Origin of the sequence: Myxococcus sp. CA056, assembly GCF_013336715.1 — a bacterium.
Lineage (GTDB): Bacteria > Myxococcota > Myxococcia > Myxococcales > Myxococcaceae > Myxococcus > Myxococcus llanfairpwllgwyngyllgogerychwyrndrobwllllantysiliogogogochensis.
The window spans coordinates 21,236-47,769 of sequence record NZ_JABUMT010000001.1; the positions used below are offsets into that span (position 1 = coordinate 21,236).

A 26,534-nucleotide genomic window follows, 5' to 3' on the forward strand; every position below is an offset into this window, starting at 1 on the left:
ACTCCTTTCCGCATGAAAACCGTGACCTACGAACGCTTTGGTGGTCCTGACGTCCTGACCCTCTCCGACGTGGCCCCGCCGGCTCCTCGCGCCGGGCACCTCGTCGTGCGCGTGCGTGCCGTGTCCATCAACCCGCTCGACGGAAAGATTCGGCGCGGCGATGCCCGGCTGCTCAGTGGCACGAGGTTCCCGAAGACCCCGGGCCTCGATTTCGCGGGCGTGGTGGAGCAGGTGGGCGAGGGCGTGTCCGGCTTCCGCGTCGGGGACGACGTCTTCGGCGGCATGGGCTCCTTCAAGGCGGGCTACCTCTCCGAGCACATCTCCGTCCCGGCGCGAGTCGTCGCGAAGGCGCCCAGGTCGCTGGACGCCGTGCAGGCCGCGGCCGTCGCGGTCGTCGGACTCGCGGCCCAGACCGCCGTGCGAGCCGTCGCGCGCGTCAAGGAGGGTGACCACGTGCTGCTCAACGGCGCCAGCGGAGGGCTGGGGCCGTACGCCCTCCAGCTCGCCAGACGGGCGGGGGCACACGTCACGGCGGTCAGTGGCACCGACGGCGTCGCGTTGGCTCACGAACTCGGCGCTGACACGGTCATCGACTACCGGCGCGACTCCATCCTGGCGTCAGGGAAGACCTTCGACGCGGTGCTCGACCTCTCCGCGCGGCTTCCCTTCAGCGAGGCTCGCGCCCTCCTGGAGCCCCACGGCGTCTACGTCGACTTCGAGCCGGGCCCCGCGAAGCTCGCCAGCGCCGCCGTCCAGAACCCGTTCCGCGCCCAGAAGCACCGCTTCGTCATCACCCAGTCCACCACGGCCGCCCTCGAGGAACTGGGCCGGCACTTCGACGCGGGCGAGCTGACTCCTGGCCCCACGCAGGTGTTCGAGCTCTCCGACCATCGGCGCGCCTTCGAGGTCGCCGAGAAACGTGGACTCGTCGGCAAGGTCGTCATCCGGCTCGGTGACTGAGTCAGGGACAGTCCGTCACCGCGGCGGGTCCCCGGACAGAAAGGCCCTTCGACCGCGAGCCCCTCGTGGATGGCACCGAGCGTCGAACCAGACGCTGGCCGTGGGCTCACCCACGCGCTTCGTCATCGGGCAGCAGCGCGCATAGCAGCGCGTCGTCGGGTCCGAGCGGGCGCCAGCCAGAGGGCGGTGGAGAAGTCCGGAGCGAGACGCGGGCGTTCTCTACGCGCTTGCGATGCGTCTCCGGGATGTCGGTGGACCAGAAGGTCAGCAGCTTGGCGACCACGAAGCGGGACTCGTCGTCCATGACCTCGGGCCAGCCATTCGGAAGGTACTCGGCCATTTTGCGCACCAGCGCATCGCGCACGAAGCGGGTGACCTGCTCGCAAGACTCCGCCTCGGAGCGCAGCACGCTCAAAATCTGGAGACCGGCGACCTCGCCCTTCCCGAGCTCATCCGCCAGTCCCATCAGCGAGACGGCGGGCCGTGCATCAGCGAAGGCGGTCAGCGAGTCGTAACCCCGCTCGCGGACCCGCGCATACAGGCGAACCCTCCAGTTCCCCTGCCAGACCCGCCCACCGCTCATCTGCGTCTCCCTGGGATGAAGTTCATCGGGACGCCGTGGAACGTCATGCGCTCCGCAACGATGTCGAGGAACCCGGTGGCGCGTCAACATCCCCCCGGGTGCGGGAGCATCACCGCCAACTCCTGACTCGACAGCGTGGCATCCCCGCTGCAAGCCACCCCCCGCATGCTCAGAGCCCTGCTGGACGTCCTCTACCCTCCCGCGTGCATCGCCTGCGCGAGAGTCCTTCCCGGTCCCGGGGCCTTCTTCTGCGAGACGTGTGACACGGCCCTGGAGCGCTTGCCTCCCGGGTGCTGCCGCACCTGCGCCGAGCCCGGCACCTTCCCTGGCGGCTCATGCCCGCGCTGCCGGGCCCACCCTCCACCCTTCTCCCGCGCCTGGGCCCCCTTCGCGCACGAGGGCCCCCTCGCGCGAGCCATCCACCGCTTCAAGTACGAGGACCATCCGGAGCTCGCCGGGCCCCTCGCGGAGCTGCTCGCGGACGAGGCGAGGAGCTTCCTCTCCCGGTCCCCGGACCGCGTGGTGGCGCTCCCCCTGCACACGCGCCGGTATCACTCGCGCAAGTACGACCAGGCCCAGCTGCTCGCGGGCTCGTTGGCGAAGTGCGTGGGCCGACAAGCTCCGGTGGGTTGGCTCACACGCACGCGAGAGACACAGCGACAGGTGGGCCTCACCGAAGCGGAGCGCGCCGACAACGTCGCGGAGGCCTTCACCGCGTCGTCCGACGTCACGGGACACGAGGTGCTGCTGCTCGACGATGTCTTCACCACTGGCGCCACGGCCCGCGCCGCGGCCATCGCCCTGCACGCGGCTGGCGCCACCCGCGTCGAAGTGCTGACGCTCGCGCGCGCCTTCACCCTCACCTGAGCGAGCCGCCCGAAACCCACGTGTCACGTTGAGACACCCGCACGTCACCAGACCACCACGCACTGAAGCTGTCACACCGCGTCATCTGCAACGGGGTCAACAACAACTCACGCCCGGGTCAAACACAGCTTCGGGCTGTCTTTCATTACCCATCTTCCACGCGCACGCGTCCCGTGGTCTTGCATACTTGCCGTGGTGACAGATTTCCCATCCGCTCCACGGCTCAGTTCCCCCACTGAGAATGGAGTCCGAGATGAAACACCCCCTGTTGAGCACGTTCGCCGTGGCTGGTGCCGTCTGCGCGCTGGGCGCCCCCTCCTCCGCCGAGGCCCAGGTTCCTCCTCCGAGTTGGGTCCGCCAGCTCGGCGCCAACATCGATGAGCAGGCCCAGGCTGTCGCCGTCTCCGGCAACAGCGTCTACGTCGTGGGCCACACCTCCAGCCAGCTTGGCCCGGAGCCGAAGGCCGGTGGCCTGGACGTCTTCCTCGCGAAGTACGACACCGCCGGCACGCTGCAGTGGGTGCACCAGCTGGGCACCGCGCAGGATGACCGCGCCACGGCCGTGGCCACCGACGCGGCTGGCAACGTCTATGTCACCGGCCACACCTTCGGCGGCTTCGGCTTCTACGTGAACGCGGGCGGGCTCGACTACTTCGTCACCCAGTACGACGCGCAGGGCAACCAGCAGTGGCTGCGGCAGAACGGCACGCAGATGGATGACTTCGCCACCGGCATCGCCGTCGCCGACAACGACAAGGTCTTCATCTCCGGCTACACCGGCGGCAGCTTCGCCAACGGCGGCAACCCCAACAACTACGACATCATCGTTGCGCTCTACGACGACGGCGGCAACCCGTACTGGCTCCAGCAACTCGGCTCGCCCAGCAGCGACATGGCGCGCGGCATCGCCGTGACGTCCACCTATGAAGTCTACGTGGTGGGCAACACGTTCGGCAGCCTCGACGGCGTCACCACGCCCGTGGGCACCGACATCTTCCTCATGAAGCTCGACATCCTCGGCACCCAGCAGTGGGTCCGCCAGGTCGACAGCTCCGACCTCGACGACGCCAAGGGCGTCGCCGTGAGCGCGGATGGCGGCGTCTACATCGCGGGTGAGACGTTCGGCACGCTCGACGGCAACACCAACAATGGCCTCATCGATGTGCTGCTCGCGCGCTATGACGCCTCCGGCAATCGCGAGTGGAGCCGCCTGCTCGGCGGGACGCAGACCGACTACGCGTTCGGCGTCGCCGTCGCCCCCAATGGCACCGTGCAGGTGACGGGCTACACGACCGCTTCACTGGACGGCAACGCCTACGCGGGCTCCCAGGACGTGTTCCTCTCCCGCTTCGACGCCCTCGGCAGCAAGATTGGCACCCGCACGCTCGGCACGAACCGCTCGGACATCGGACGGGGTGTGGCCGTGGATGCCTCGGGAAACACGTACGTCACCGGATTCACCTTCGGCGGCCTGGCGGGCAACCCCAGCGCCGGCGGCTACGACGCGTTCCTCTGCCGCTTCTGATGGAATCCGGCTCTGCCGGCACCCACGCGGAATTCATAGACACGCATCGCCGCGCCCTTCTCGGTAGCCAAACGCGAGGGGCGCGGTAGCCTCGCGGCATGCGCAGGCACCTCCTCCTCCTCGTCCCCGCGTTGGTCTCGCTTCACTGTACCCACGCCACCGAGACCACCGTCCCCTCCAAGCCCGAGGCCACGGCGGCGGCGACGCCCGAGTGGCCCGAAGCCCAGCCCCCCGCGCTGCGGCTCCCGGACACCGTCCAGCCCACCCACTACACGCTGGACCTGAAGCTGCTGTCCTCGGAGCCGACGTACTCGGGCACCGTCACCATCGACGTGGACGTGCGCGAGCCGGTGCGCCAGGTCTGGCTGCACGGACAGGATTTGGACGTGAGCGCGGCCCGCGTGGAGAAGGACTCGCTCACGCTGGAGGCCCGGGCCGTCACCGCGAGCGACGGACGACTCGGCCTGCTGCTGCCGGAGACGCTCGCGCCTGGACGCGCGCGCATCGTCATCACCTTCTCCGGCAAGGTGGATGCCGAGCGCAGCCGGGGCATCTACTCGCAGGAGGAAGGCGGCAACAACTACCTCTACACCTTCTTCGAGCCGGTGGACGCGCGCCGCGCCTTCCCCTGCTTCGACGAGCCGACCTTCAAGGTACCCTGGCGGCTGCGCTTCACCGTGAAGGCCGGTGACGTGGCGCTCGCCAACCACGCCATCGAGGCGAAGGAGACGCTGCCCGACGGGCTCCAGCGCATCACCTTCCGCGACAGCAAGCCCATGCCCAGCTACCTCGTGGCCTTTGTCGTGGGCCCCTTCGACGTGGTGGACGCGGGCACCACCGGCCGCAACAAGGTGCCGCTGCGCTTCATCGTCCCCAAGGGTCGCGGCCCGGAGACGGCGTACGCGGCGAGCGTCACCCCGCGCATCGTCACCGTGCTCGAGGACTTCTTCGACCAGGCCTACCCGTACGAGAAGCTCGACGTCGCGGTGGTGCCTCGCTACTGGGGCACCATGGAGCACCCGGGCCTCGTCGCCCTGGGTCAGCCCCTGACGCTCATCCGCCCCGGCGAGGAAACGCTCCAGCGCCGCAAGTGGTACGTCAACATCGCGGGCCATGAACTGGGCCACTACTGGTTCGGCAACATCGTCACCTGCCGCTGGTGGGACGACATCTGGCTGAACGAGTCGCTGACGTCGTGGCTGGACCGCAAGCAGATGGACGGGTTCGACCCGAGCTGGGGCTTCGGTCAGGACGCCAGCACCCACGCGCTGTCCGGCGCCATGAGCGCGGACGAGCTCGCCGCCGCGCTGCCGGTGCGCAAGCCCGCGACGACGCATGACGAGGTCATCGGCTCCTTCGACAACTCCACCACCTACGCCAAGGGCTCGGCCATCATCGGCATGTTCGAGTCCTGGCTGGGACCGGACAAGATGCGCGACATGCTGCGCACCCACGTGCGCAAGCACGAGTGGGGCACCGCGACGTCCGACGACTTCGCCACCACGCTCTCGGAGACCGCGGGCCCCGACGTCGCCCGCTCCTTCCGAAGCTTCATCGACCAGCCGGGCGCCCCCCGCGTCTCCGCCCAGGTGCAGTGCGACGCCGGCAAGCGGCCGAAGCTGAAGCTGTCCCAGGAGCGCTACCTGCCCGCGGGCTCCAACGCCTCCAAGGACCAGACCTGGTCCGTCCCCGTGTGCGTGCGCGCGGGTGTCGGCGCGGAGGACGTGCGCGTCTGCCAGCTGCTCTCCGAGAGCACTGGAGAGCTGGAGCTGCCGCTCGAGAAGTGTCCCCAGTGGGTCCTGCTCAACGCGGGCGGCATGGGCTACTACCGCGCGGGCTACTCGTCCCAGCAGCTCACCCAGGTGCTCGCCGCGACGCAGAAGACGCTGTCGGTGCCGGAGCGGCTGGCGCTCCTCGCGGACGTGGAGGCGTCGGTGCGCCGGGGTGACCTGCCGCTCGGCGAGGCGCTGAAGATGGTGCCGGCGACCGCGTCCGACGCGAGCCGCTCCCTCGTCATGGGCGGCGCCCGCCTGCTCTACCTGGTGAACGAGGACCACCTCACCCCGGCCGAGCGCGCACGCTTCCGCACCTGGGTGGGGCAGCTCTACGGCGCTCGCGCCAAGGCCCTGGGCTGGTTGCCCAAGAAGAACGACAGCGACGAACTGAAGCAGACGCGCTCGCTGCACCTCGCCCTGGCGACGATGACGGGACACCACCCCGCCCTGGTGCGCGAGGCCCAGGGCCTGGCGACCCAGTGGCTCGCCAAGCGCGACAGCGTGGACCCGGAGGCCGTGCCGCTGGTGCTGTCGGTGGCCGCGCGCAACGCCGACCGCGCCCTCTACGACACGCTGCTCGCCCGCGCGCGCAAGGCGGAGGACCGCAACGAGCGCAGCCAGATGATCAACGTGCTCGCCAGCTTCCGGGACCCGGCCCTCGTGAAAGAGAACCTGACCCTGGCGATGACGGAGTTCGACGTGCGCGACGCGCGCCCGCTGTTCGCCGGGGCCTTCTCCGAGCCGGAGACGCGCGAGGTGGCGTGGAGCTTCTACCGCGAGCACTTCGACACGCTCGCCACCCGCGTCCGCTCGGACGAACTGGGCTGGCTCATCGCGATGACGGGCTCGCTCTGTGACGACAAGCACCGCGCGGAGCTGGAGGCCTTCCTCGGCCCCCGCGTCGACAAGCTGGAGGGCGCGCCGCGCGCCTACGCCCGGGCGCTGGAGTCCATCCGCCTGTGCGTGGAGTCGGACCGCCTGCAGCTCGAAAGCGTCCGGTCCTTCCTGCGCCGCCCGCCTCCCGTCACCAGCACTCCGGCGAAGTAGGATTCACCGCAGAGGCTCCCTCGTCAGTGGAGGGAGCCTCCCGCCGCGTCAGGCCGACAACGCCCGCCCGGAAAGCCCGTTCCACCCACCGGGTGGACCGCGCTAGACATGCGCCATGTTCGACGCCGCGCGATACATGGAACGCATCCAGGCCCCCGCCGATGCGTCGCTGGCCACGCTGCACCGGGCGCATCTTGAGTCGGTGCCGTTCGAGAACCTGGACATCCACCTGAGCCGCCCCATCCGGCTCGACACGGACGCCCTCTTCGACAAGGTCGTCACCCGCCGGCGCGGCGGCTTCTGCTACGAGCTCAACGGCCTGTTCTCCCGGCTGCTCACCGCGCGTGGCTACAGCGTCACGCCGCTGTCCGCGCGTGTCGCCTCCGACGCCAGGGACGGGACGTTCGGCCCGGAGTTCGACCACCTGACGCTCCAGGTGGAGGACGGGGGCGAGCAGTGGCTCGTCGACGTCGGCTTCGGAGAGGGCTTCCTGGAGCCCTTGCGCCTGGACGAGCGGGGCGTGCAGACACGCGCCGGACGCGACTACCGGCTGGCCGCCGACGGCGCGGGGCTCTTGCTGTGGCGCGACTCGGAGCAGGGCTGGGAGGCGCAGTACGCGCTCTCCCTCGTCCCGCGCGCGCTGGAGGACTTCACCGGCATGTGCCACCACCACCAGACTTCGCCGGAGTCCATCTTCACGCAGCGACGGCTGTGCACGAAGGCGACGCCGAAGGGCCGCGTCACCCTCAAGGAAGGCGCCCTCGTCATCACCGAGGGGAAGGAGCGCCGCGAGCTGACCGTGCTGGACGAGGACTCCCGCCGACGGGCGCTCGCGGAATACTTCGGCGTCGTGCTCTAGGTCCCGCGCGAGCTCACGGCTTGTTCATCGCGGCCTTCATCCGCTCGACGCTCTGGATGTACTCCTCCACCGAGTCGAGGCCCACGGCGGCGCGACGCGCGTTCACGTTCGCCGGGTCCTCCAACTGCTTGGGCACCATCTTCCCGTCCACCGGCTCCAGCTGGGTGCCGTAACGCTGCGGCTTGTCGGTGTTCACCAGCACCCGGTCGGTGAGGTACGCGAGCTCCTTGGCCGAACCCTCGCCTCGCGCCACGGCCTGCTCCAGCATCGGCAGGACCTGCTCCTGGAACGCCACGTCCTGGTCCGCGTGCTGCACCATCAGCCACGCACTGAAGGTGGCGCGCGCGCCCACCAGGGCCTTGCCCGGCCAGCCCCGCTTCGCGATGACGTCCTTGAGGAAGGCCGTGTTGCTGGCGTCGACCTCGCGCATCTTCGTCTTGACGGCCTCGTCCTTGAAATTCGAGGCCACGAGGAGCTTGCGCACGTCCTGGTCCTCGTCCGCGCGCTTCAGCAGCTCGTCGCGCAGCGCCGGGTCCGCGGCCTCGTACTGCTTCGCGTCGGCCGCGGCGACTCGCTCTGCCAGCGGCGCGAAGCCAGGCAGGCTCCGGATGTTGTCCAGGTCCGGGTCCTTCGCGAGGTGCTTCGCGTCATTGAAGCCCTCGTCCACGGCGCGCTCCAACCAGACCAGCCCCTCCTCGTTCACCTTCGCGAGGGAGGCCACGCAAGCCGCGGTGTAGGCCAGGCTCTTGCCCCGCGCCCCGCCCTCCCAGGCCGTCCGGAACAGGGCCAGCGCGCCCGCGTTGTCGCCCTTCCGGGACAGCGCATACCCCTCGGAGGCCGCCTTCATCGCCTCCGGCGTGGCGACGGGCTTGGGTGCCGGGGGCTTCGCGGAGGCGGCCTCCGGAGCGGCCGGCTCCGAGGCGCTCCCTCCGTGGGCACAGGCCACGAGGTTCAGCGCGGTGAGCAGGATGACGAGACGACGCATGGGGGGCTCCGGGGGGTGTGAGGACGAAGTCGGGCGCTCCAGGGGCTTCCTCGGGGGCGCCGGGAGCCGCAGTGTAGGCGGGGTTTTCGAGACCCCAAGCCCCTGACTTGCCCCGCGCCACTCCAAACCCACCCGCACCTACCCCGTTCCCCTCCGCACGCCGGGTGACGTTTTCGGTTGCCTGTCCGCCATCCAGGGCCGCATGCAGGGGAAGGCCCCAAAGGGCCCGCCTGTTCATCGGCGTCGGCGGCCCCGGAATGCGCGGGGCCTTCGCCCTACACGCATGTCGCACCGAGGAGAACGGATGTCCCGCTTCACATGGCTGGCCGCAGTCTTCGTGCTCACCTGCCCCCTCTGGGTGCAGGCCCGGCCCGCGGCGGACGAGACGGCCCGCTTGTACGCGGCCGAGGCGCTGAAGCAGGCCTCCTCGCCCCGGGGCGCCGCGGGCCTCCTCCGGCTGCACTCGCTGGTGGACGAGGTGGAAGACCTCACGCCGCTGGTGAGCACCTACTCCTACGTGGCCTCGCGGCGGCAGTTCGACGCGAACACGCGCGCCACCGCGCAGCTGCTCCTCTTGGACACCGAGCGCGCCCGGGGCCGGCTGACGCGCGCGGGCGAGGTGAAGCAGTGGATGGGCTTCCTCGGCGACTACTACGTCGTCGGCGGCTTCGACAACGAGGGCAAGTCCGGGTGTGACACGGACTTCGGCCCGGAGGCCGCCAACCTGGACCTGGCCGCCAACTACGCGGGCGCCAAGGGCCGTCAGGTGTCCTGGCGCAAGCTGACCGCGACCACCGCGGACGGCTACGTGGACCTGGCCACCGCCGTGCGCCCCAACCGCGAGGCCGTGGCCTACGCCGTCACCTGGTTGGAGTCCTCACAGGAGACGCGCGTGGCGCTCGGCCTGGGCACCTCCGGCGCCTTCCGCCTGTGGGTGAACGGGCAGTTGGCCGCCAAGGAGGACCGCTACAACCTGCCGCGCCCGGACCAGTCCCGCGTGTCCGTGAAGCTGCGCAAGGGCCTCAACCGCGTGCTCCTCAAGGTGTGCCAGGAGACGGGCCCGCTGGGCTTCTACCTGCGCCAGGAGTCGCCGTCCGTGCGCGCGTCGCTGCCGGCCAGGGCGCCCGCCATCGAGCGCGGCGCGGCCCCCGCTCCGCAGACGCTGCCCACGCTGACCTCCGCGCTGCGCACCCTGGTGGAGAAGAACCCCAACGACGCCACCCTGCACGGGGACTACGCGCGGGTGCTCGGCTTCTACCGGGGCTTCGATGACCGCGAGCACACCGCCACGGTGGAGGCCACGCGCGCCGCGGAGCTCGCGCCCAAGGACGCGCGCCTGCAGATGCTCGCGGCGAGCCTGCAGCGAGATGACCTGAACGAGCGCCGGCGCTTCCTGGAGGCCGCCGTGGCCGCCGACCCCACGCTGCCCGAGGCCCGCGTGGCCCTGGCGGACCATGAGATGGAGCGCGGACACCCGGAGCGCGTCATGGCGCTGGTGGCGCCCGTGCTGGAGAAGACGCCCGAGGAGGCCTCCGCCCGGCTGGCGCTGGCCCGCGCCTACGAGGCCCTGGGTGAGCGTCCGCGCGCGCACGCGCTGGTGGAGGAGGCCTTCCGCCATCAGCCCCGGCAGCCGCGCGCGGTGCGGACCGCGGCGCAGATTTCCCGGCAGCTCGGCCGCCATCGCGAGGCCATGGACCGGATGCGCGTGGTGCTGGCGCTGCGCTTCGACGACACCGGCACGCGCCGCGCGCTGGCCGCGCTGCTGGCGGACTCCGGTCAGGTGGAGGCCGCCGAGCGCGAGTACTCGCAGTTGGTCGCCCTCAACCCGTTCGACAACGGCGCCCGCGTGAGGCTCGCGGAGCTGAAGGCCAGCAACGGCGCGGTGGAGCCGGCGGTGGCCCTGTTCGCGGAGGCCCGTGCCCTGTCCCCGGATGAGCCGGAGGTCTACGAGCGCGAGGGTCGCGCGCTGCTCGCCGCCGGCCGCCGGGAGCCCGCGCTGGCCGCCTTCGAGCGCTCACTGGTGCTGCGTCCGCAGAACCCCGGCCTGAAGGAGGCCCTGCGCGCCCTCAAGGGCGAGGGCGCCGGCGCCGGCATGCAGCACGTGGTGGACGCCAAGCCCCTGGCGAAGGAGGCCGAGGCGTACGTCCACGAGGACGCCATCTACCTGGTCGACAACACCTTCGTGCACGTCCAGAAGAGCGGCCTGTCCAGCCGGCTGATGCAGATGGTGGTGAAGGTGCAGAACGCGCGCGGCGTGGACGCCTTCCGCACCATGCCCATCACCTACTCGCCGGACCGCCAGGAGGTGCGCGTGCTGCGCGCCCGGGTGACGAAGACGGATGGCTCCGTGGTGGAGAGCTACGGGGAGAACGACCGCAACATCAACGAGCCGTGGACGGGCATGTACTACGACGCCCGCGCCAAGGTGCTCTCCTTCCCGTCCCTGGCCGCCGGCGACACGCTGGAGGTGACGTACCGCCTGGACGACACCGCGCAGGAGAACCTCCTGTCGGACTACTGGGGTGACGTGGAGAGCGTGCAGGGCGTCTATCCCAAGCTGCGCTTCCAGTACCTGGTGGAGATGCCCAAGGAGCGCCCGCTCTACTGGAACAAGAGCCGGCTGCAGGGCGTGGAGAGCGCGCAGGAGTCGGTGGACGGCGGGCGCGTGCTGTACCGCTGGAACGCGAAGCACGTGGCCAAGGTGGTGCCGGAGCCGGGCATGCCGGGCTGGGCGGAAGTCGCCCAGAACCTCCACGTCTCCACCTACCAGACGTGGGACCAGGTGGGCCGCTACTGGTGGGGCCTCGTGAGGGACCAGCTCCAGCCGAACTCGGAGCTGAAGCAGACGGTGGACCAGGTGCTCACGGGCGTGGACCGGAAGAACGAGCTGGCGGTGGTGCGCGCCATCTACAACTTCGTGGTGACGAACACGCGCTACGTCGCGCTGGAGTTCGGCATCCACGGCTTCAAGCCGTACCGCGTGGACCGGGTGCTGTCGCGGCGCTTCGGTGACTGCAAGGACAAGGCGAGCCTCATCCACGCCATGCTGCGGGTGGCGGGCGTGGACAGCCGGCTGGTGCTCCTGCGCATGCGCAACCTGGGCGCGCTGGACGCGGAGCCCGCGAGCCTGGCGGCCTTCAACCACGCGATTGCGTATGTTCCCAAGTTTGATTTGTACCTGGATGGCACGGCGGAGTTCCACGGGGCGAAGGAGCTGCCCAGCGCGGACCGCGTCGCCAACGTGCTGGTGGTGGAGCCGGACGGCAAGAGCACCTTCCTCACCACGCCGGAGGCCAGGGCGGAGGACAACGCCACGGGCCTGAAGATGGACGTGGCGCTGCGCGCGGATGGCAGCGCGGAAGTGACGGGCGCCAGCACGGTGAGCGGCCAGAGCGCGCCGGAATACCGCCGGGCGTACCGTCCGGAGGCCACGCGCAAGTCCACCTTCGAGCGGGCGTGGGCACAGAGCTTCCCCGGCCTGACGGTGAACGAGGTGTCGTTGAGCGACACCACGAAGCTGGACGACGACGTGTCCATGGACTTCCGGATGAGCATCCCCCGCTACGCGGAGGTGATGCCCAACGCGGTGCGCTTCCTGCCCTTCGGCACGGGCCGCACCTACCAGCAGGCCTTCGCCCCGCTGGCGGAGCGCCGGTTCGACCTGGTGATGCAGAGCCCGTGGGTCAACAGCTTCAACCTGCGCTACACGCTGCCCGCGGGCTGGTCCGTGACGGAGTTGCCGCAGGCGGTGGAGGAGACGAACGCGTTCGGCCGCCTCAAGCTCACCTACCGCGTGGAGGAGGGCAAGCTCGTCGCCGAGGGTGAGGTGAAGCTCTCCGTCGCGCGCGTGAAGGCGGACGAGTACCCGGCGTTCAGGGACTTCCTCGGCCGCGTGGACCGCGCCTTCGCGCGCCGGGTCATCATCCAGGGCCCCGGCGGTCGCACCGCGTCCCTCGTGCGGTAGTCATTCGCCGCGGCCTCCGCTCGCTTCACGCGCGCGGAGGCCGTGCGCTTCGTTCAGGGACGGGGGGAACGGGCGGCGAAGGTGGTGGCGACGATGCGGTCGGCGATGGCCGGCCGCTCCTGTCCCATGTGCAGCGTGTTGACGGAGTAGACCAGGCGCCGGCGCAAGTCCCGCGTGGCCCCCATGCCGTTGTTGTAGCCGTGCCGGTCTCCGCTCTTGCCCCACAGCGTCAGGCCGTTGACCTCGAAGCGCGTCAGGCCCGCGCTGTAGCTCGCGCGCCCTCCGCCCAGGGTGGGCACGTCCGGCACGGTGAAGAGTTCCTGGAGCTGCGCGGGTGGCAGCAGCCGGCCCCGGAAGAGCGCGGAGAGGAACGTGTCCAGGTCGGCCGTGGTGGAGATCATCTCCCCGGCGGCCCAGGGGATGGACTGGTTCGCCTCGGTGACGTCGACCAGGTGCACCGTGCCGTCGGCCTTGGTGACGGCCTCGTAGCCCCTGGAATGAGGGCCGGGAATCGTCGGGTCATTGCCGGGCACGGACGTGTCCCGCAGGTCGAGCGGCGTGAGGATGCGCTCGCGTACCGCATGGGCGTAGGGCCTGCCGGTGACCTTCTCGATGAGCAGCCCCGCGACGAGGTAGCCGATGTTGCCGTACTCCTGCTGGGTGCCCGGCACGAAGCGGGGCCCGGGCGGCAGCGCCAGCGCGACGAGCTCGCGGGGCGACCAGCGGCGGAACCGGTTGTCGAAGAACCACTCCGGGTCCTTCGACGGCAGCGGGACGTTGGGCAGGCCGTGCGTGTGATTCAAGAGCTGACGCACGGTGATGAGGCCGAAATTGGGGGGCAGCAGCCCGGGCAGGTAGTGCTGCACCGGGCGGTCCAGGTCCACGCGGCGCTCGGCGGCGAGCTGCAACACCACGGTGGCGGTGAACGTCTTGGTGATGCTGCCGATGCGGAAGCGCGCATCCGTGGGCACGGGCGTGCCCGCGTGGACATCCGCGACTCCGGACGCGCCGAGCCAGCGTCCCGCGGTGCCATTGATGCGGACCTGCGCCGCTGTCGTCCTCGCGTCCGGCAAGCCGGCGATGGCTTGTCGCAGCGCATCCCGGTCCAGGGGGGCCAGGAGCGACTGCTCCCAGTCCAGGCCCTGTTCACTGGTCTCCACTTCGTTGGTGACGGCATCGTCACCCGGGCCACATCCCGCCCCGGAGAAGCTCACCACCAGCACCGCTGCACCCACCCGCAGACCACGGCGCGGGACATCCATGTTCCATCTCCCCGTGAAAATCCGGCCCGGAAGCAGAACACCAGCGGAGAGGGAGCCTGTCACCCGACTCCTCGGCATTTCGTGGAATGTCCTACGACTTGCCAACGAAACCGTCGAGCCCCGGCCTCGACGTCGCCCCCGGGTGCGGAGGATGCGCGGTCAGGTCTCCACGAGCGCGGCCAACAACTTGCGCACTTCCTCCGGGCCGCTGACGCGATACGTGGCGCGCGAGGGTTTGTTGCCCGCGTGAATCGTGAGCCCGCCCTCGGGCATGGCCGCGAACATGTCCTCGTCCGTGCGGTCATCGCCCACGGCCACCACCAGCGTGCCCGCCTCCAACTGGCGAGTCACCGCGTCCACGACCCGGCCCTTGTTCACGCCATGAGGCCGCACCTCCACCACCTTGTCGCCGGGGAGGATGTCCACGGGCCGCCGGGCGAAGGTCTCCGCCAGCTTCAATCGCAGCTCACGGGATTGGAGCGCGCCGAACTCCGGGTCCACCTGGCGGTAGTGCCACGCCAGCGACGCGGACTTCTCCTCCACGAACGAGCCGGGGACGCGCGCGGCGAACTCGTCGAGCATGGGGCGCGCGGCGTCCTTCCACTCCGCCGTCACCCCGTCGAGCATCCGCCACGCATCCCCCGGCCTCGAGCGGGACCACAGGCCGTGCTCCGCGTGCAGCCCCATGGGCAGCGTCCCGAACCACGACTCCAGCGTCTCCTTGGGCCGGCCGCTGACCACGCTCACCGTGGTGTTCGGCCTCGCCACCAGCTTCGCCAGCAACGCCCGCAGGGCATCATCCGGCGCGGCCAGCTCCGGCCGTGGCGCGAAGCCCACCAGCGTCCCGTCATAGTCGAGCATCAGCGACAGGCGCTCCGCCGACTTCATCACCTCCAGCGCCTCATCGCCGCCCTTGACGTCACGCACGGAGACCGAGGGCAGCCCCTGGAGCCGGCCCAGGAAGTGGGACACCCACCAGTGCACGTCGTGGGCCTTCACCTGCGCGCGCAAGGCGCGCATGCGCTCGCGGCGCTCGTGCTCGCCCATCTCCAGCGCCTGCTCGATGGCGTCCGCCGTCGCCTCCACGTCGTAGGGGTTGACGGTGAGCGCCTTGTTCAGCTCGTCGGCGGCGCCGGCGAGTTCGCTGAGCACCAACACGCCGTCCTCGTCCGGCCGGGAGGCACAGAACTCCTTGGCCACCAGGTTCATGCCATCCCTCACGGGCGTCACCAGCATGACGTCCGCGGCGCGGTACAGCCCGGCGAGCTGCTTCTCGTTGAAGGAGCGGTAGAGGTAATGCACCGGCACGTTCTGCACGCTGCCGTACTGGCCATTGATGCGCCCCACCAGCTCGTTCACCTGCTCGCGGTACGTGGCATACGCCTCCACCTGGGTGCGGCTGGGCACGGCCACCTGGATGAAACGCAGGCGTCCGCGCCACGCGGGCTCGCGCTCCAGCAGGCGCTGCACCGCCAGCAGCCTGCGGGGGATGCCCTTGGTGTAGTCGAGCCGGTCGATGCCCAGCAGGATGCGCTGTCCCTCCGCGGTGCGCCGCAGCGAGGCCACTTCCTCCAGCACGCTCACCTCCTTCGCGAGCGAGTCGAAGGAGTCGGAGTCGATTCCCATGGGGAAGGCGCCCACCCGCACCTGCCGCCCCTGCCACATGATGCTGTCGACATCCGTGTCCAGGCTGAGCTGCCGCAACAGCGAGCCGGAGAAGTGCCGCACGTAGCTCACCGTGTGGAAGCCGATGAGGTCCGCGCCGAGCAGGCCCTTCAGCAGCGCCTCCCTGCGGGGCAGCGTCCGGAAGATTTCCGACGAGGGGAACGGGATGTGGTGGAAGTACCCGATGCGGGCTTCGGGGAGCCGCTCGCGCAACATCCCCGGCACCAGCATGAGCTGGTAGTCATGCACCCAGATGGTGTCGCCCGGCTGGTACTGCTTCGCGGTGAGGTCCGCGAAACGTTCGTTGACCTTGCGGTACACCTCCCAGTCACGGTCCTGACGGGGGATGCGGTCCAGCATGTAGTGGCACAGCGGCCAGAGGACCCGGTTGGAGTAGCCCTCGTAGTAGCGGCTCACCTCGCTCGCGGTGAGGTGGATGGGCACGTAGCGCTGCTCGGCGAACTGTTCCTCCACGCGCGTCCGTTGGCTTTCCGACAGCCGGGACATGTCCCCGGGCCAGCCAATCCACTGGCCGCCGGAGCGCTCATGGGGTCGGCGCAATCCCGTGGCCAGTCCGCCGGCACTGCGCACCACGGCGACGCTGTCCTTCTCCACCTTGACGGTGACAGGGAGACGATTGGAGACGAGCAGGAGTCGAGGCATAGAGCCTCTGACCCTTATTCACTCCCTCCGCGAATGACCATCGTCGAATCGCGCGAGGTGGCGATTGGTGGACCCTCTTGCACGGAGCGCGGCGCCCAACCGAGCCGGGCCAACAATGCGGGCTGGCGGCCCGGTTTCCAGATGAACGCATCCAGTACGTAGTGCGTGGCCTGCGGCAACGCGAGCAGCGGCACCACCAGCGCCAGCAGGTCCGGCGAGAGCCCCACGTCCGCGCCTCCGAAGAGGCCGGGGCGGTCATGCCAGATGAAGCGGTCCCACAACAGTTCCTCGGTGAACGCCAGCGCCACGAGGAACAGGAGGAAGCCGGGCAGCCCCGCACGCAGCACGGTGCCCGCGGCGCCATATCCGCCCTCCTCTCCACGCCCGCGCGAGTAGCGGAACAGCAGCGCGAAGTACGGCACGCCGTGCAGCACCACGTTCATCACCGTGAAGGTGAAGTCATCGCGCGCGAGGACGATGCCGCCGAACCACGTCACCCACGTGGCGCCGACGAGGAGCACCTTGCCGACCTGGAGTCCCTCGCCGCGCGTCACGCGCAGTCCCTGGAAGGCGACCCACGCCACGAGCACCACCGAGTGCAGCGCCAGCGCGAGCGTGCCCATCCATGCGGGAAGGCCCGGGAGGAAGTCGCCCTCCACGAACCACCAGAACGCGCGCGGCAGGTTCGCATGCCACCACACGACGGGGCCCACGGTGGCCGCGTAGATGGCGGCGGCGTCCAGGCGGCGCTCGACGTCGGAGGCTCGCGCCTTGCGTGTGTACAGCGCGACCCAGCCGTACTGCTGACGGACGAAGTGGAACAAGGCCACGTAGGCGAACAGCGTCCAGAACGCGCCCGGTGACACGTGGTGGGCCAGCACGCCCACCACCCAGGCGACAAGGGGCGCGCCCAGATACAGGCCCGGCCGCTGGCGCAGTTCGTTCGGGTCCAGGTAGGTGCGGAACAGCGTGGACCAGACGTGGGCCACGTCCACGCAGACGACGAGCAGGAGCCACGCCCAGAGAGGCGTGTCACCCACGGCCCCCAGCCAGGGCGCCCCAAGCACCATGGCCACGGAGACGAGCGCACTGCCGGCGAAGACGGCGAGGTCCACGCGCGGACCGAACAACCAACTCTGAGAGGGCGCGAGGAAGCGGGGCATCCGGCCCATGAGGCTATCAGCACTCATGCCCAGGTTGGGCGACGGGCCGCTGGAGCGGTACAACCCGAGGCAAGCGCGGCACGCGTCCCGCGTAGTGCGCCTGTCGCCCTCTTGCCGTGAGCCCACCCGCGTCCGCCATGTCCTCGACTCCCCCGCCCCCTCGCTTCCGTCGCCGGCTGCTGGCGGTGATGCTGCTCGCGGGGCTCGTCCCTCTCGTGCTCCTGGGCATCGTGGCCCAGGGCGCGCTGGAACGGGTGTTGTCCGTCTCCGTGGCTCCCGTGGAAGCAGTGCTGGATGACGTGTCCCTTGACCTGGAGCGCCGGGGCCTGCCTCGCGGCTCCCTGGATGAAGCACGGCTGCATCTGGCCCAGGCGGAGCTGACACGCCGGGCCCTGGTGCGGCGCGTGCCCGCGTTCATCACCGTCCTCGTCCTCGTGTCGGGCGGCGTGCTGGCGGTGGCCGCCGTGCTGCTTGGCCGTGCGCTGACCCGCCCTGTGACGACGCTCACCGAGGGCATGTGGGCCTATGCACGAGGAGACCTCTCCGTGCGACTGCCCGCCACGGACCCGCCTCGCGACGAACTCCAGTTCCTCCTGGGCCAGTTCAACCGCATGGGCCAGGAACTGGTCGCCCAACGCGAGCGGCTCAAGTCCGCCGAGCAGATCGCCGCGTGGCAGGACGTCGCCCGCTCCCTGGCCCACGAGCTGAAGAACCCGCTCACCGCGATGAAGCTCTCGCTCGCACGGCTGTCTCGCGCGGACACAGGCTCCCCCTCTGACGCCACCCGCGTCACCGAGTCCGTCGCCCTGCTCCAGGAGGAAGTGGATCTGCTGATGCGGATGACGCAGAGCTTCTCCACCTTCGCGCGCCTGCCCGCGCCGCGCTTCCAGGACGTGCCTCTGCGCCCGCTGCTCTCGGAAATCTGCGCACTGTACGCGGAGACCTCGCCCGTGCCGGTGGAGCTGCTGCCCGGTCCAGATGTCTCGCTGCGCGCGGACCCGGACGGCCTGCGCCGGCTGTTCGGCAACCTCGTGAAGAACGCCACCGAGGCCTCCCCCGAAGGCGCGCCACCCGTACGTGTCGCGCTGGAGCCCGCGACGGAGAGCGTCGTGCGCATCACCGTGACCGATGGTGGCAGCGGCGTGCCCACCGTGCTGGAGGGCGCGGCCCTCACACGCGGTCTCTTCAGCACGAAGCCCGAAGGCAGTGGGCTGGGGCTGCCCATCTCCCAGAAAATCACCCACGAACATGGCGGCACCCTCCGACTGGAGCCCGCGCCCGGCGGCGGTACGCTCGCGCGCGTGGAGCTGCCCCTCCTCCCTCCTTCGTCCCCCGTGCCCACGACATGAAGCCCGGCCCCCGAATCCTCGTCGTCGACGACGACCCTGGCGTCCTCAAGGCCCTGCGCGGCCTCTTGAGCGACGAGGGCTTCACCTCCGTGGAAGCCCGCTCCACCGCCGAGGCCACCCGCGTCCTCGAAGCCCCCGAGGGCCTCCCCGCGATGATGCTGCTCGACCTGCGCATGCCGGGCGAGACGGGCCTGGAGTTCCTCGCACGGCTGCCGCGTCCGCTGCCCGTGCCCGTCGTCGTGCTGTCGGGCGAGGCGTCACCGTCAGAGGCCGCGCAGGCACTGAAGCTCGGCGCCACGGACTTCGTGGAGAAGCCGCCCTCACCCGAGCGACTCGTCACGGCGCTGCGCAACGCCCTGGCGCTCGGCGCGCTCCAGGAGGAACGCGAGCGACTGCTGGATGCGCTCGCGCGCCCGGGTCATCTCGTGGGAGACAGCCCCGCCATGGGGGCCTTGCGGCAGCTCATCACACGCGTGGGTCCCAGCGACACGGCGGTGCTGATCACCGGCGAGACAGGCACAGGCAAGGAGCGCGTCGCGCGGGCGCTGCACCTGGCGTCGGGACGCAAGGGCCGGCTCGTCGCCGTCAACTGCGCCGCGATTCCCGCCACGCTGCTGGAGAGCGAGCTGTTCGGTCATGAGAAGGGCGCGTTCTCCGGCGCCGTGAGTCGCCGCGCGGGGCGCATCGAGCAGGCCCACGGCGGCACGCTGCTCCTCGACGAGATTGGAGACATGCCGCTGGAGCTCCAGGCCAAGCTCTTGCGCGTGCTGGAGACGCGCGAAGTGGAGCGACTGGGTGGCTCGGTGCCCGTGCCCGTGGACGCGCGCATCCTCGCGGCGACACATCAGGAGCTTGCCCGCGCGGTGAAGGAGGGTCGCTTCCGTCAGGACCTCTTCTTCCGCCTCAACGTCATGCCCCTGCACATCCCTCCCCTGCGAGAGCGCCCCGAGGACCTGCTCCCGCTGGCGCGCGCCTTCGCGGCCGAGTTCGCCGGACCGGAAGCCCCGCTGGTGCTGGCTCCCGGCGCCGAGACAGCGCTGCGTGCGTACCCATGGCCGGGCAACGTGCGCGAGCTGCGCAACGTCATCGAGCGGCTCAACCTGCTGCGCGGCGGCGGCCCGCTGACGCTCGGCCCCGAGGCAGTCTCCTCGCCCCAGGCCCCCGCGACAGCCGCGCGCCCCAGCCTCGGAGAGAAGAGCTACCGCGAGCACGTGGAGGACTTCGAGCGGGACCTCATCCGCGCCGCGCTCCTCGAAGGGGAGAGCATCGCCGGGGCCGCGCGGCTGTTGCAGGTGGACCGGGGCAACCTCTACCGACGCATCAAGGCGCTCGGGCTCCCCGTGAGCTGAGCGCCTCGACACCTTCCCCGCGCTACGGCCGGGGCTTCACGTCGGTGTTCTGCGCCGCGACGATGCGCCACATGCCGCCCACGCGATTCATCACGTACCGCATCTGGGTCCGCAGCAGTCCCGGCTCCGTGTTCTGCACGCCGGGAGGCAGGCCCTGGTGCCCCGTCACCTCATGCGTGGTGTCCACCACGGCCACGTCGCTCGCGGGGAAGGCGACCCGACGGATGGTGACCTTGCTCTGACTGCCCTTGAAGAGCGTCTGGAAGATGGCCGCGTGGCGCTCCTGAATCTGCGGCTGGCCCTCGTACAGCGTCCCGACGATGTTGATGAAGTCCGCGTCGGGCGCGAAGTCCTGGGACCACACCACCGCGTCCTGGCGGTTCCACGCCTGGGTCTGCACGTCCACCATCTGGCGGATGGCCTGCTCGTCCCTCGCATGGTCGACATGCGCACAGCCCAGGGGCATGAGCAGCAACGCGCACGCCAGGGCCAACCGGGTGGGAACACTGCGATTCACGGTGAAGCTCCTTGCTGGAAGAGGGCCCGGCAGCCTGCCACAAGCCCGAGTGAAGCCGGGTTCCAGAGTCACCCGCACCCACACTCCCCGCGCGATTCTCAGCGAGCAGGAAACCCCGAAAGCCCTGGGTGCGATAATCCCTCCGGACCCACCCCCAGGTCGCCCCTTCAGGAAAAGCCGCCCCATGTCGAACCGCATCGGCCGCCCCACCTTCGTCCCCGCCACCCAGCCTGGAATCAGCGCGGAGCGTGAGCGAGCGGCCCGCCCCCCGGGTGAGAAGGCGAACCAGGGCCACTCGCAGGTCGACCAGTTCGAGTCCCGCGCCACGCGCCCCCACGTCAGTGCATCCCTCCTGAGTGGACCCGCCGCGACGACGGCCGTGAGCGCGAAGTCGCTCGACCTCCAGCCCCAGTTGCACGAGGCCACGGGCTACGAGGCCCGCTTCGAGCAGGGCGGTCGGAAGGCCACTGCCTTCGTGGAAGGCCAGGGACAGGTGAACCTGCCCACCGGCCCGGGCAGAGGCCCGTCCTTCCACGCGGAGGCGGGCAAGCCGCTGACGGTGACGGCGGACCCGGCGCGCTTCTCGTCACAGACCGAGAAGGTGGAGCTGGTGTGGCGGCTGGTCCCCGGAGGCACGGAGACGGCGATTCCCCTCACCGACGGCAGCCGCGATGCGAATGGCCGGCTGAACATCCAGCCCGGCACGTTCGACCTTCCTCCCGACGCCACGGGTCTGGTGCGCCTGTCGTTCCGCACCACGGGCGCCGACGGGCGCGTGAGCAACCAGTGGGACCCGAGCAACGACGCGTCGGTCGCCTCGAAAGAGGGCGCGACGGTGTCCTTCACCGAGGACTTCAAGACGCAGGTCGACGGCACGCTGCGCGCCGGTGACAAGCTCCAGCTCGCGTATGACCAGGACCGCCTCAAGGCGCTCGCGGGCGGCAAGACGCCCTCCGACGTCGTCGCCTGCGTGTCCTTCAATGGCGGCCCGCCCCTGGAGTTCCCGCTCGACCTCCAGCCAGGGCAGGCCGGCAACGCGGGCGGCGACTTCCTGCCGTCGGTCCGCGTGCCTTTCGAGGCGACGGATGTGCAGGTCTGGTTCCGGGGCAAGGCGGACGACAACACCACGTGGGACTCGGCCAACGGGCAGAACTTCAAGTTCCCCGTCGGCGTCACGCGCGACGACGCCGAGCCAGGGTGGAAGAACGAGCTGCTCAAGAGCAAGAGCTTCCCCAACCTGAGCGCGGACAAGTTCGTGGGCATCGGCCCCGCGTCGGAGCGCTACAACTGCATCGCGTGGACGGTGGGCAAGCGCGACGAGTGGGTGTGGCCGGGCACGCGCGTGGAGGACTTCGACAAGCTCTACGCGACGCAGGGCTACAAGCCGATGGACTCGTTGGACCTGAGCAACGACCCCAGCCTGGAGAAGGTGGTCATCTACGGGCGCAAGCCGATGACGGGCAACGGCCCCCTCGAGGTGACGCACGGCGCGCTGATGGACGAGCAGGGCCGCTTCACGAGCAAGATTGGCACCCAGCCGCTCATCCGTCACAACAGCGCTGACGACCTCACCGGCCCTTCGTATGGTGAGCCCGTGCGAGTCTACGTGCGTCCCCGTCAGTCCCCCGTGAGTGCCTCATGAGCGAGCCTGTCGCCCGCTTCGACTCCCTCGCCGAAGAGTGGGGGCGGCACTGCGCGGAACACCGGGAGTCGTCCAACCCCTACGTGTTCCTGGACCATCCGTCGTTCGACGCGCTCGTCGCGCTGGGACGGCCCGCGGTGCCGCTCATCATCGAGCGCTATCGCGAAGGCAGCGTCTTCTGGGGCGCGGCGCTGCGACGCATCACCGGCGTCACCACGTTCGGTGACGGCGTGGTGGGCAACCTGGAGGCGAATCGCCAGGGGTGGCTGAAGTGGTGGAGTGAGAACCAGGCCGCCTGGCCCGGCTGAACCCGCGTTGCCTCCCTGGGGCGCCTCACTGAGTTGAGGCCAGCCCGCCAGCAGCACGGGCCGCCCGGACACGGAGTGCCACTTCGAAGGGACCCGGTGGCTCGCGGCAATCGCCGGGCTCGATGTCAGTATCACATCTCGATTCGACATCAGGATGTGTCCATGACATCGGCACGGCTGGCCGGCTCTCGTCCTTTCAAGCACTTGCCCCGACGCGGCGGCTGGAACGCAGCGTGCTCTGTCCCATGCGCATGAACCGCATCGCGCTTCTCTTCTGCTTCGTCTCCCTCCTCGCCGGTGCGCAGCCCGTGCCCGACGCGGGCGTGCCCGACCCGACCCGCGTTGTCGGCGCGCCCCCCACCCCCGTGGCTCCCGTGGCCCCTGCCGAGGAGGAGCACGGCCTGCCCCTTCCGCTCCCCCAGGGCACGAAGACCTCGCCCGAGCGCGAGGAGGACACACGGGACGAGACTCGTAACAAGCGGTCGGAGCGCTGGCGAAGCGAGGAGGAGGAAGACTCGCGAGCCGAAGCCCGGAACGAGCGGGCGGCGAGTCGGCGCGAAGAAGACGCTCGGACCGAGGCTCGCAACGAGCAGGCGGCGGACGAGCGCGAGGAGGAGGAAGAGGACGCCCGGGCAGCGGCTCGAACGGAGTCGCGCAACGAACGGGCAGCGGACCGGCGCGAGCGCGAGCGCAGGCGCGAGAAGGAGAAGTGCGACGAGGACTACCTCGACGAAGAGGTGGAAGACCTCGCCATCCTCCATCCGCTGGAGCTCAACGTGGATGGCCGCGCGCTCACGCCGGAGCGAGTCGAGCTGCATGGTCTCAAGCGGCTGACGGAGGACCAGGTGCGCGCCTTCATCGGCTCGCCGTCCACCGAGCCTGGCGCGGCCCTTCAAACCCGCGACCTCCAGCGGATGCTGCGCCGCCTGGCGCACACCGGCCTGTTCGCCCGCGTGGAGCCGCGCCTGCGCCTCCCCGAGCAGGGGCCTGTCGTCCTGGAAGTGCATCTGGAAGAGAACCCCGTCGTCACGTCGGTGGAGGTGGAGGGACTCCAGGACCTGCGGCGCACCGAAATCCTCGAGGAGGTCTTCCGTCTCCCGCGCCGCTTCCCCGATGAGGACGAAGACGAGGATGAGGAGTTCACCGTGCGCGTGAATGGCGCGCGTGGGACTCTGACTGTCGTCAGCACTCCGTGCCCGCCGCAGCGTCCGCCTCGTGAGTGGCTGGCCCGGATGGAGAGTGAGGAGTACCGCCCCGGTCTCGTCCTCGGAGGAGTGTCGGCCGCGCTGCAACGCGCGCTGAGGGACTTGCGCGGCGACGGCTACATGCTCGCGAGCCTGTCCGGCACGCTGACGCCGAAGGGCCAGCTCACCATCATCGTGGACGAGGGCCGCCTGGAGGGCGTGGACGTGGTGGGCGTGGACGGCCCCGTCGCGGACCGGGTGCGCGAGTCGCTGGACCTGAAGGCCGGAGACGTCTTCCTTCGCAGTGACGCGCGCCGCGCCATGGAGCGACTGGAGTCTCGCCTGCCCTTCCTGCAAGCGTCGAGCGTGGACACGGACTCCGACGAAGCCGCGCGCCGACGCGACGCGCGCATCGTCGAGGAGCGCGCGGCCGACGGCGTGCGCCACTACCGGACCGAAGAGCAGAAGCGCGGGGAGCGCCGTCGCCGTGAGAAGGTCGAGTTCGACCTGAGCTGGGGAGAGCTGTTCGAGTCCTGGCGGCACGGCCACGATGGCGAGGGAATCACGCTGGAGGGACGGCGCCTCGTGGTGCACGTGCGCACGCGTCGCCCGGACCTGGACCTGGACCTGCTGCCCATCCACACGCAGGTGACGGGGTTCGCTCCGGGCCTGGCGGGCTCGCTGCGCATCTGGGACTCGAAGGACCGCCTCCACACCACGCTGGACGCCGCCGCCTTCATCCCCCTTCGCTGGGGTGGGCAGCGCCTGCCGGATGACCCCGAGGGCACGAAGCGGCAGCGCGAACTCAACCTGCTGGGCGGCGCGCGCGTGGAGGTTCCGGCGGTGGGGCTCGCGGAGCTGGGCGGACAGGCGTACGACTTCACGGACACGCTGGACCGGTGGCGGATGAGCGACATCGACTCGTCCATCTATTCGGCCCTCATCAACCGGCCGGACCGCGACTACTTCCGCCGCAAGGGCGTGGCGGCGTTCGCGACCTTCCGCTGGTCCGAGGACTGGCTCGCGGGCGTCGAGTACCGCTCCGACCGCTACGAGACGCTGCGCAGCTTCACCCCGCCGCTCTCGCTGTTCCGCCGCGACTCGCCTCCCTTCCCCAACGCACCGGTGGACGAGGGCCGCTTCCAGTCCGTCATCGCCCGGCTGGAGTACGCCAGCGGCAGCCCTCGCAACGCGAAGGTGGGCTCGCTGTTCCGCACGCCGGAGACGCCCCTCTTCCACGTGGACAAGGACTGGGGACGCAGCCCGTTCCTGCATGGGTTCGTCACGCTGGAGGTGGGCGAGGGTCCCGCCGCGACGGGTCCGGACGAGCGCTTCTGGAAGCTCCTGGGTGACGTGACGATGGTGGTGCCCACGGGCTGGGAGACGGGCCTGCGGCTGCGGCTGCGCGGCGCGGGCGGCGACAACCTCCCCGAGCAGAAGCGGGAGGCGCTGGGTGGCTGGAGCGCGCTGCGAGGCTTTGGCTTCAAGGAGTTCAAGGGCGACGTGTCGGTGCTGGGGACGGCCGAGTACCGGTGGCATTCCTTCGGCGTCTTCGCGGACCTGGGCACGGTGCGCGGTGCCGGTGAGTGGCAGGACGCGCGGCTGGGCGTCGGTGGCACGTTCCACTTCAGCGACGACGTGCGCGTGGATGTCGCGTGGCGCACGGACGAGAAGGCCACGGCCACGCCCGAGGCCCGCCTGTTCTTCGTGCGGACTTTCTGAGGCCCATGAAACGAATGGGGACACGGACAAGACGCACGCTCGGCGCGGCCCTGGTGGCCGCGGCGGGACTGTTCGCGCCCGGGGCCTGGGCGGAGGAGCCACGCGTCGCCTGCACCGCCACCCTCTCCGGGCGGCGCGTGCTGGCACGCTCGGAGGCCTTCTCCTTCCTCTCGGCGGAGCTGGACCGGCTGGTGCGGCTGGGCATGGCGGGGAAGCTGGAGGTGGAGCTGACGCTGTGGAAGCGCCGCGCGCTCTGGTTCAACACCCGGGTGGACGGCGCCAGGCTCACCCAGGTGATTGCCTTCACCCGTGAGGGCTACATGCTGGATGGAAGGCCGCTTCCGGAAGGGCCCGCCACGCTGGAGCTGGACCGCGTCGCCTGGACGCTGGAGGCGCGCCCCGAGGACGGTGAGCGCCTCATCGTCCAGGTGGAGGTGAAGCTGAACGTGGTGACGGCGGCCAGCCTGGGACGAATGGCCTCCTGGCTCTCGCGGACAGAGGGAGCAGGAGAGACAGACCGCTCCACCCTGACAGGCACGCTGCTGCGCACCGTGGCGGAGGACCTCTCCCAAAAGGCCTCGGGACGCTGCGACGTCGCGCCGCCGACTTGAGCGGGGAAGGCTCGGACGAAGCACGGTCCGACTGAAGCACCGACGCGGCCCTTGCATCGACGAGGGCCGCGTCCTCGGTGGCCGGCTCCAGCCCGAGTCACGTCACAGCCCTGCTCGCGACTCGCGAGCTTCACGACTCACGGAGTGCCCGGCCGCGCGCCGAGGCCTGGAGGACCGTCATGCGTTTCTGGATGCTCCCACTGCTCGTCCTGCTCACCTCGTGTGGACTGGACCTGGCACCGCTCGCGCGCACGGTGCATGTCTTCGTGCCCGAGGACGAGGATGCACACGTCCCCGTCCTCTATCTGGAGAAGGGCCATGCCCTCTTCTTCCCCGATGGAGTGGGCGGGGGTGCGAGCCCCGTGGAGCCCCGGCCCAGCGAGCTGGTCGCCCTGGGACAGCGAAGGGACATCGTCATCATCGCGGTGGACACCGAGCCCCTGCTCCACCAGGAGGCGCTCCCCGACGGGCGCATGCGCTACATCACCCACCTGGGAGGCCCCTGAGCCCAGCCCCTGGTGACACCGCGGGGTG

At 70.3% G+C, this 26,534-nt stretch carries 19 protein-coding genes; 13 read left to right on the top strand and 6 right to left on the bottom strand.

Annotated elements, in window-relative coordinates:
• The first annotated feature begins 12 nt into the window (after positions 1 to 12).
• Positions 13 to 960 carry an NAD(P)-dependent alcohol dehydrogenase gene (locus HUA76_RS00100; RefSeq protein ID WP_174459656.1) on the top strand — a complete coding sequence of 316 codons (948 nt, stop codon included), beginning with the start codon at positions 13 to 15 and terminating at the stop codon, positions 958 to 960.
• Positions 961 to 1,066: 106 nt separating this feature from the next.
• Here HUA76_RS00100 and HUA76_RS00105 read toward each other — a convergent pair whose 3' ends face one another.
• Entirely contained in the window at positions 1,067 to 1,543 is a 477-nt protein-coding gene (locus HUA76_RS00105) for an NUDIX hydrolase (RefSeq protein ID WP_174459657.1), read from the bottom strand.
• Between the two features lie 165 nt (positions 1,544 to 1,708).
• Here HUA76_RS00105 and HUA76_RS00110 point away from each other — a divergent pair, with 165 nt between their 5' ends.
• The 4 genes from HUA76_RS00110 (at position 1,709) to HUA76_RS00125 (ending at position 7,616) form a co-directional block, all read left to right on the top strand.
• A complete protein-coding gene (locus tag HUA76_RS00110; protein WP_174459658.1) occupies positions 1,709 to 2,410 on the top strand; it encodes a ComF family protein in 702 nt (233 codons plus the stop codon).
• A gap of 253 nt (positions 2,411 to 2,663) precedes the next feature.
• Positions 2,664 to 3,935: an SBBP repeat-containing protein gene (locus HUA76_RS00115; protein WP_141642194.1), complete on the top strand. Its 1,272-nt coding sequence runs from the start codon at positions 2,664 to 2,666 to the stop codon at positions 3,933 to 3,935.
• Between the two features lie 98 nt (positions 3,936 to 4,033).
• A complete protein-coding gene (locus tag HUA76_RS00120) occupies positions 4,034 to 6,757 on the top strand; it encodes a M1 family metallopeptidase (RefSeq protein WP_174454673.1) in 2,724 nt (907 codons plus the stop codon).
• Between the two features lie 115 nt (positions 6,758 to 6,872).
• Complete coding sequence (locus HUA76_RS00125; protein ID WP_174454672.1) at positions 6,873 to 7,616, top strand: arylamine N-acetyltransferase; 744 nt, start codon at positions 6,873 to 6,875, stop codon at positions 7,614 to 7,616.
• A gap of 13 nt (positions 7,617 to 7,629) precedes the next feature.
• Here HUA76_RS00125 and HUA76_RS00130 read toward each other — a convergent pair whose 3' ends face one another.
• The gene (locus HUA76_RS00130; RefSeq protein WP_174459659.1) at positions 7,630 to 8,601 is read right to left on the bottom strand and encodes a DUF6624 domain-containing protein; all 972 of its coding nucleotides are present in this window, start codon (positions 8,599 to 8,601) and stop codon (positions 7,630 to 7,632) included.
• A 304-nt stretch (positions 8,602 to 8,905) separates the two neighbouring features.
• On the opposite strand from HUA76_RS00130, the gene HUA76_RS00135 reads away from it, so the two are divergent.
• The gene (locus HUA76_RS00135) at positions 8,906 to 12,565 is read left to right on the top strand and encodes a DUF3857 domain-containing protein (RefSeq protein ID WP_174459660.1); all 3,660 of its coding nucleotides are present in this window, start codon (positions 8,906 to 8,908) and stop codon (positions 12,563 to 12,565) included.
• A 53-nt stretch (positions 12,566 to 12,618) separates the two neighbouring features.
• On the opposite strand, the gene HUA76_RS00140 is transcribed toward HUA76_RS00135, so the two are convergent.
• From HUA76_RS00140 to HUA76_RS00150, 3 genes are all read right to left on the bottom strand, one after another.
• Entirely contained in the window at positions 12,619 to 13,827 is a 1,209-nt protein-coding gene (locus HUA76_RS00140; RefSeq protein ID WP_174459661.1) for a serine hydrolase, read from the bottom strand.
• Positions 13,828 to 13,986: 159 nt separating this feature from the next.
• Positions 13,987 to 16,155 (bottom strand): bifunctional alpha,alpha-trehalose-phosphate synthase (UDP-forming)/trehalose-phosphatase, encoded by a 2,169-nt coding sequence (locus HUA76_RS00145; RefSeq protein WP_174459662.1) that lies wholly within the window; start codon positions 16,153 to 16,155, stop codon positions 13,987 to 13,989.
• A 14-nt stretch (positions 16,156 to 16,169) separates the two neighbouring features.
• Positions 16,170 to 17,318, bottom strand: coding sequence for a hypothetical protein (locus HUA76_RS00150; protein ID WP_174459663.1), 1,149 nt, complete (start codon positions 17,316 to 17,318; stop codon positions 16,170 to 16,172).
• Between the two features lie 137 nt (positions 17,319 to 17,455).
• Here HUA76_RS00150 and HUA76_RS00155 point away from each other — a divergent pair, with 137 nt between their 5' ends.
• Both HUA76_RS00155 and HUA76_RS00160 read left to right on the top strand, forming a co-directional pair.
• Positions 17,456 to 18,667 carry a PAS domain-containing sensor histidine kinase gene (locus tag HUA76_RS00155; RefSeq protein WP_174459664.1) on the top strand — a complete coding sequence of 404 codons (1,212 nt, stop codon included), beginning with the start codon at positions 17,456 to 17,458 and terminating at the stop codon, positions 18,665 to 18,667.
• On the top strand, positions 18,664 to 20,016 hold the full coding sequence (locus HUA76_RS00160; RefSeq protein ID WP_174459665.1) for a sigma-54 dependent transcriptional regulator: 1,353 nt from the start codon (positions 18,664 to 18,666) through the stop codon (positions 20,014 to 20,016). The genes HUA76_RS00155 and HUA76_RS00160 overlap by 4 nt, the downstream gene beginning before the upstream one ends.
• A 22-nt stretch (positions 20,017 to 20,038) precedes the next feature.
• Here HUA76_RS00160 and HUA76_RS00165 read toward each other — a convergent pair whose 3' ends face one another.
• On the bottom strand, positions 20,039 to 20,533 hold the full coding sequence (locus tag HUA76_RS00165) for an SgcJ/EcaC family oxidoreductase (RefSeq protein ID WP_371745737.1): 495 nt from the start codon (positions 20,531 to 20,533) through the stop codon (positions 20,039 to 20,041).
• Positions 20,534 to 20,717: 184 nt separating this feature from the next.
• On the opposite strand from HUA76_RS00165, the gene HUA76_RS00170 reads away from it, so the two are divergent.
• The 5 genes from HUA76_RS00170 to HUA76_RS00190 all read left to right on the top strand — a co-directional run bounded on the left by HUA76_RS00170 (position 20,718) and on the right by HUA76_RS00190 (position 26,506).
• Complete coding sequence (locus HUA76_RS00170; RefSeq protein WP_174459666.1) at positions 20,718 to 22,175, top strand: DUF6209 family protein; 1,458 nt, start codon at positions 20,718 to 20,720, stop codon at positions 22,173 to 22,175.
• Complete coding sequence (locus HUA76_RS00175; protein ID WP_174454665.1) at positions 22,172 to 22,483, top strand: hypothetical protein; 312 nt, start codon at positions 22,172 to 22,174, stop codon at positions 22,481 to 22,483. Before HUA76_RS00170 ends, HUA76_RS00175 begins: the two co-directional genes overlap by 4 nt.
• Positions 22,484 to 22,734: 251 nt before the next feature.
• Positions 22,735 to 25,389 carry a hypothetical protein gene (locus tag HUA76_RS00180; protein WP_174459667.1) on the top strand — a complete coding sequence of 885 codons (2,655 nt, stop codon included), beginning with the start codon at positions 22,735 to 22,737 and terminating at the stop codon, positions 25,387 to 25,389.
• A 14-nt stretch (positions 25,390 to 25,403) separates the two neighbouring features.
• Complete coding sequence (locus HUA76_RS00185; RefSeq protein WP_254613952.1) at positions 25,404 to 26,000, top strand: hypothetical protein; 597 nt, start codon at positions 25,404 to 25,406, stop codon at positions 25,998 to 26,000.
• Between the two features lie 179 nt (positions 26,001 to 26,179).
• The gene (locus HUA76_RS00190) at positions 26,180 to 26,506 is read left to right on the top strand and encodes a hypothetical protein (RefSeq protein WP_174454662.1); all 327 of its coding nucleotides are present in this window, start codon (positions 26,180 to 26,182) and stop codon (positions 26,504 to 26,506) included.
• Positions 26,507 to 26,534: the final 28 nt, after the last annotated feature.

Coding starts and splice junctions, on each gene's coding strand:
- HUA76_RS00100 (WP_174459656.1), top strand. CDS start 13: ATGAAAACCGTGACCTACGAACGCTTTGGTGGTCCTGACGTCCTGACC.
- HUA76_RS00105 (WP_174459657.1), bottom strand. CDS start 1,543: ATGAGCGGTGGGCGGGTCTGGCAGGGGAACTGGAGGGTTCGCCTGTAT.
- HUA76_RS00110 (WP_174459658.1), top strand. CDS start 1,709: ATGCTCAGAGCCCTGCTGGACGTCCTCTACCCTCCCGCGTGCATCGCC.
- HUA76_RS00115 (WP_141642194.1), top strand. CDS start 2,664: ATGAAACACCCCCTGTTGAGCACGTTCGCCGTGGCTGGTGCCGTCTGC.
- HUA76_RS00120 (WP_174454673.1), top strand. CDS start 4,034: ATGCGCAGGCACCTCCTCCTCCTCGTCCCCGCGTTGGTCTCGCTTCAC.
- HUA76_RS00125 (WP_174454672.1), top strand. CDS start 6,873: ATGTTCGACGCCGCGCGATACATGGAACGCATCCAGGCCCCCGCCGAT.
- HUA76_RS00130 (WP_174459659.1), bottom strand. CDS start 8,601: ATGCGTCGTCTCGTCATCCTGCTCACCGCGCTGAACCTCGTGGCCTGT.
- HUA76_RS00135 (WP_174459660.1), top strand. CDS start 8,906: ATGTCCCGCTTCACATGGCTGGCCGCAGTCTTCGTGCTCACCTGCCCC.
- HUA76_RS00140 (WP_174459661.1), bottom strand. CDS start 13,827: ATGGATGTCCCGCGCCGTGGTCTGCGGGTGGGTGCAGCGGTGCTGGTG.
- HUA76_RS00145 (WP_174459662.1), bottom strand. CDS start 16,155: ATGCCTCGACTCCTGCTCGTCTCCAATCGTCTCCCTGTCACCGTCAAG.
- HUA76_RS00150 (WP_174459663.1), bottom strand. CDS start 17,318: ATGCCCCGCTTCCTCGCGCCCTCTCAGAGTTGGTTGTTCGGTCCGCGC.
- HUA76_RS00155 (WP_174459664.1), top strand. CDS start 17,456: ATGTCCTCGACTCCCCCGCCCCCTCGCTTCCGTCGCCGGCTGCTGGCG.
- HUA76_RS00160 (WP_174459665.1), top strand. CDS start 18,664: ATGAAGCCCGGCCCCCGAATCCTCGTCGTCGACGACGACCCTGGCGTC.
- HUA76_RS00170 (WP_174459666.1), top strand. CDS start 20,718: ATGTCGAACCGCATCGGCCGCCCCACCTTCGTCCCCGCCACCCAGCCT.
- HUA76_RS00175 (WP_174454665.1), top strand. CDS start 22,172: ATGAGCGAGCCTGTCGCCCGCTTCGACTCCCTCGCCGAAGAGTGGGGG.
- HUA76_RS00180 (WP_174459667.1), top strand. CDS start 22,735: ATGAACCGCATCGCGCTTCTCTTCTGCTTCGTCTCCCTCCTCGCCGGT.
- HUA76_RS00185 (WP_254613952.1), top strand. CDS start 25,404: ATGGGGACACGGACAAGACGCACGCTCGGCGCGGCCCTGGTGGCCGCG.
- HUA76_RS00190 (WP_174454662.1), top strand. CDS start 26,180: ATGCGTTTCTGGATGCTCCCACTGCTCGTCCTGCTCACCTCGTGTGGA.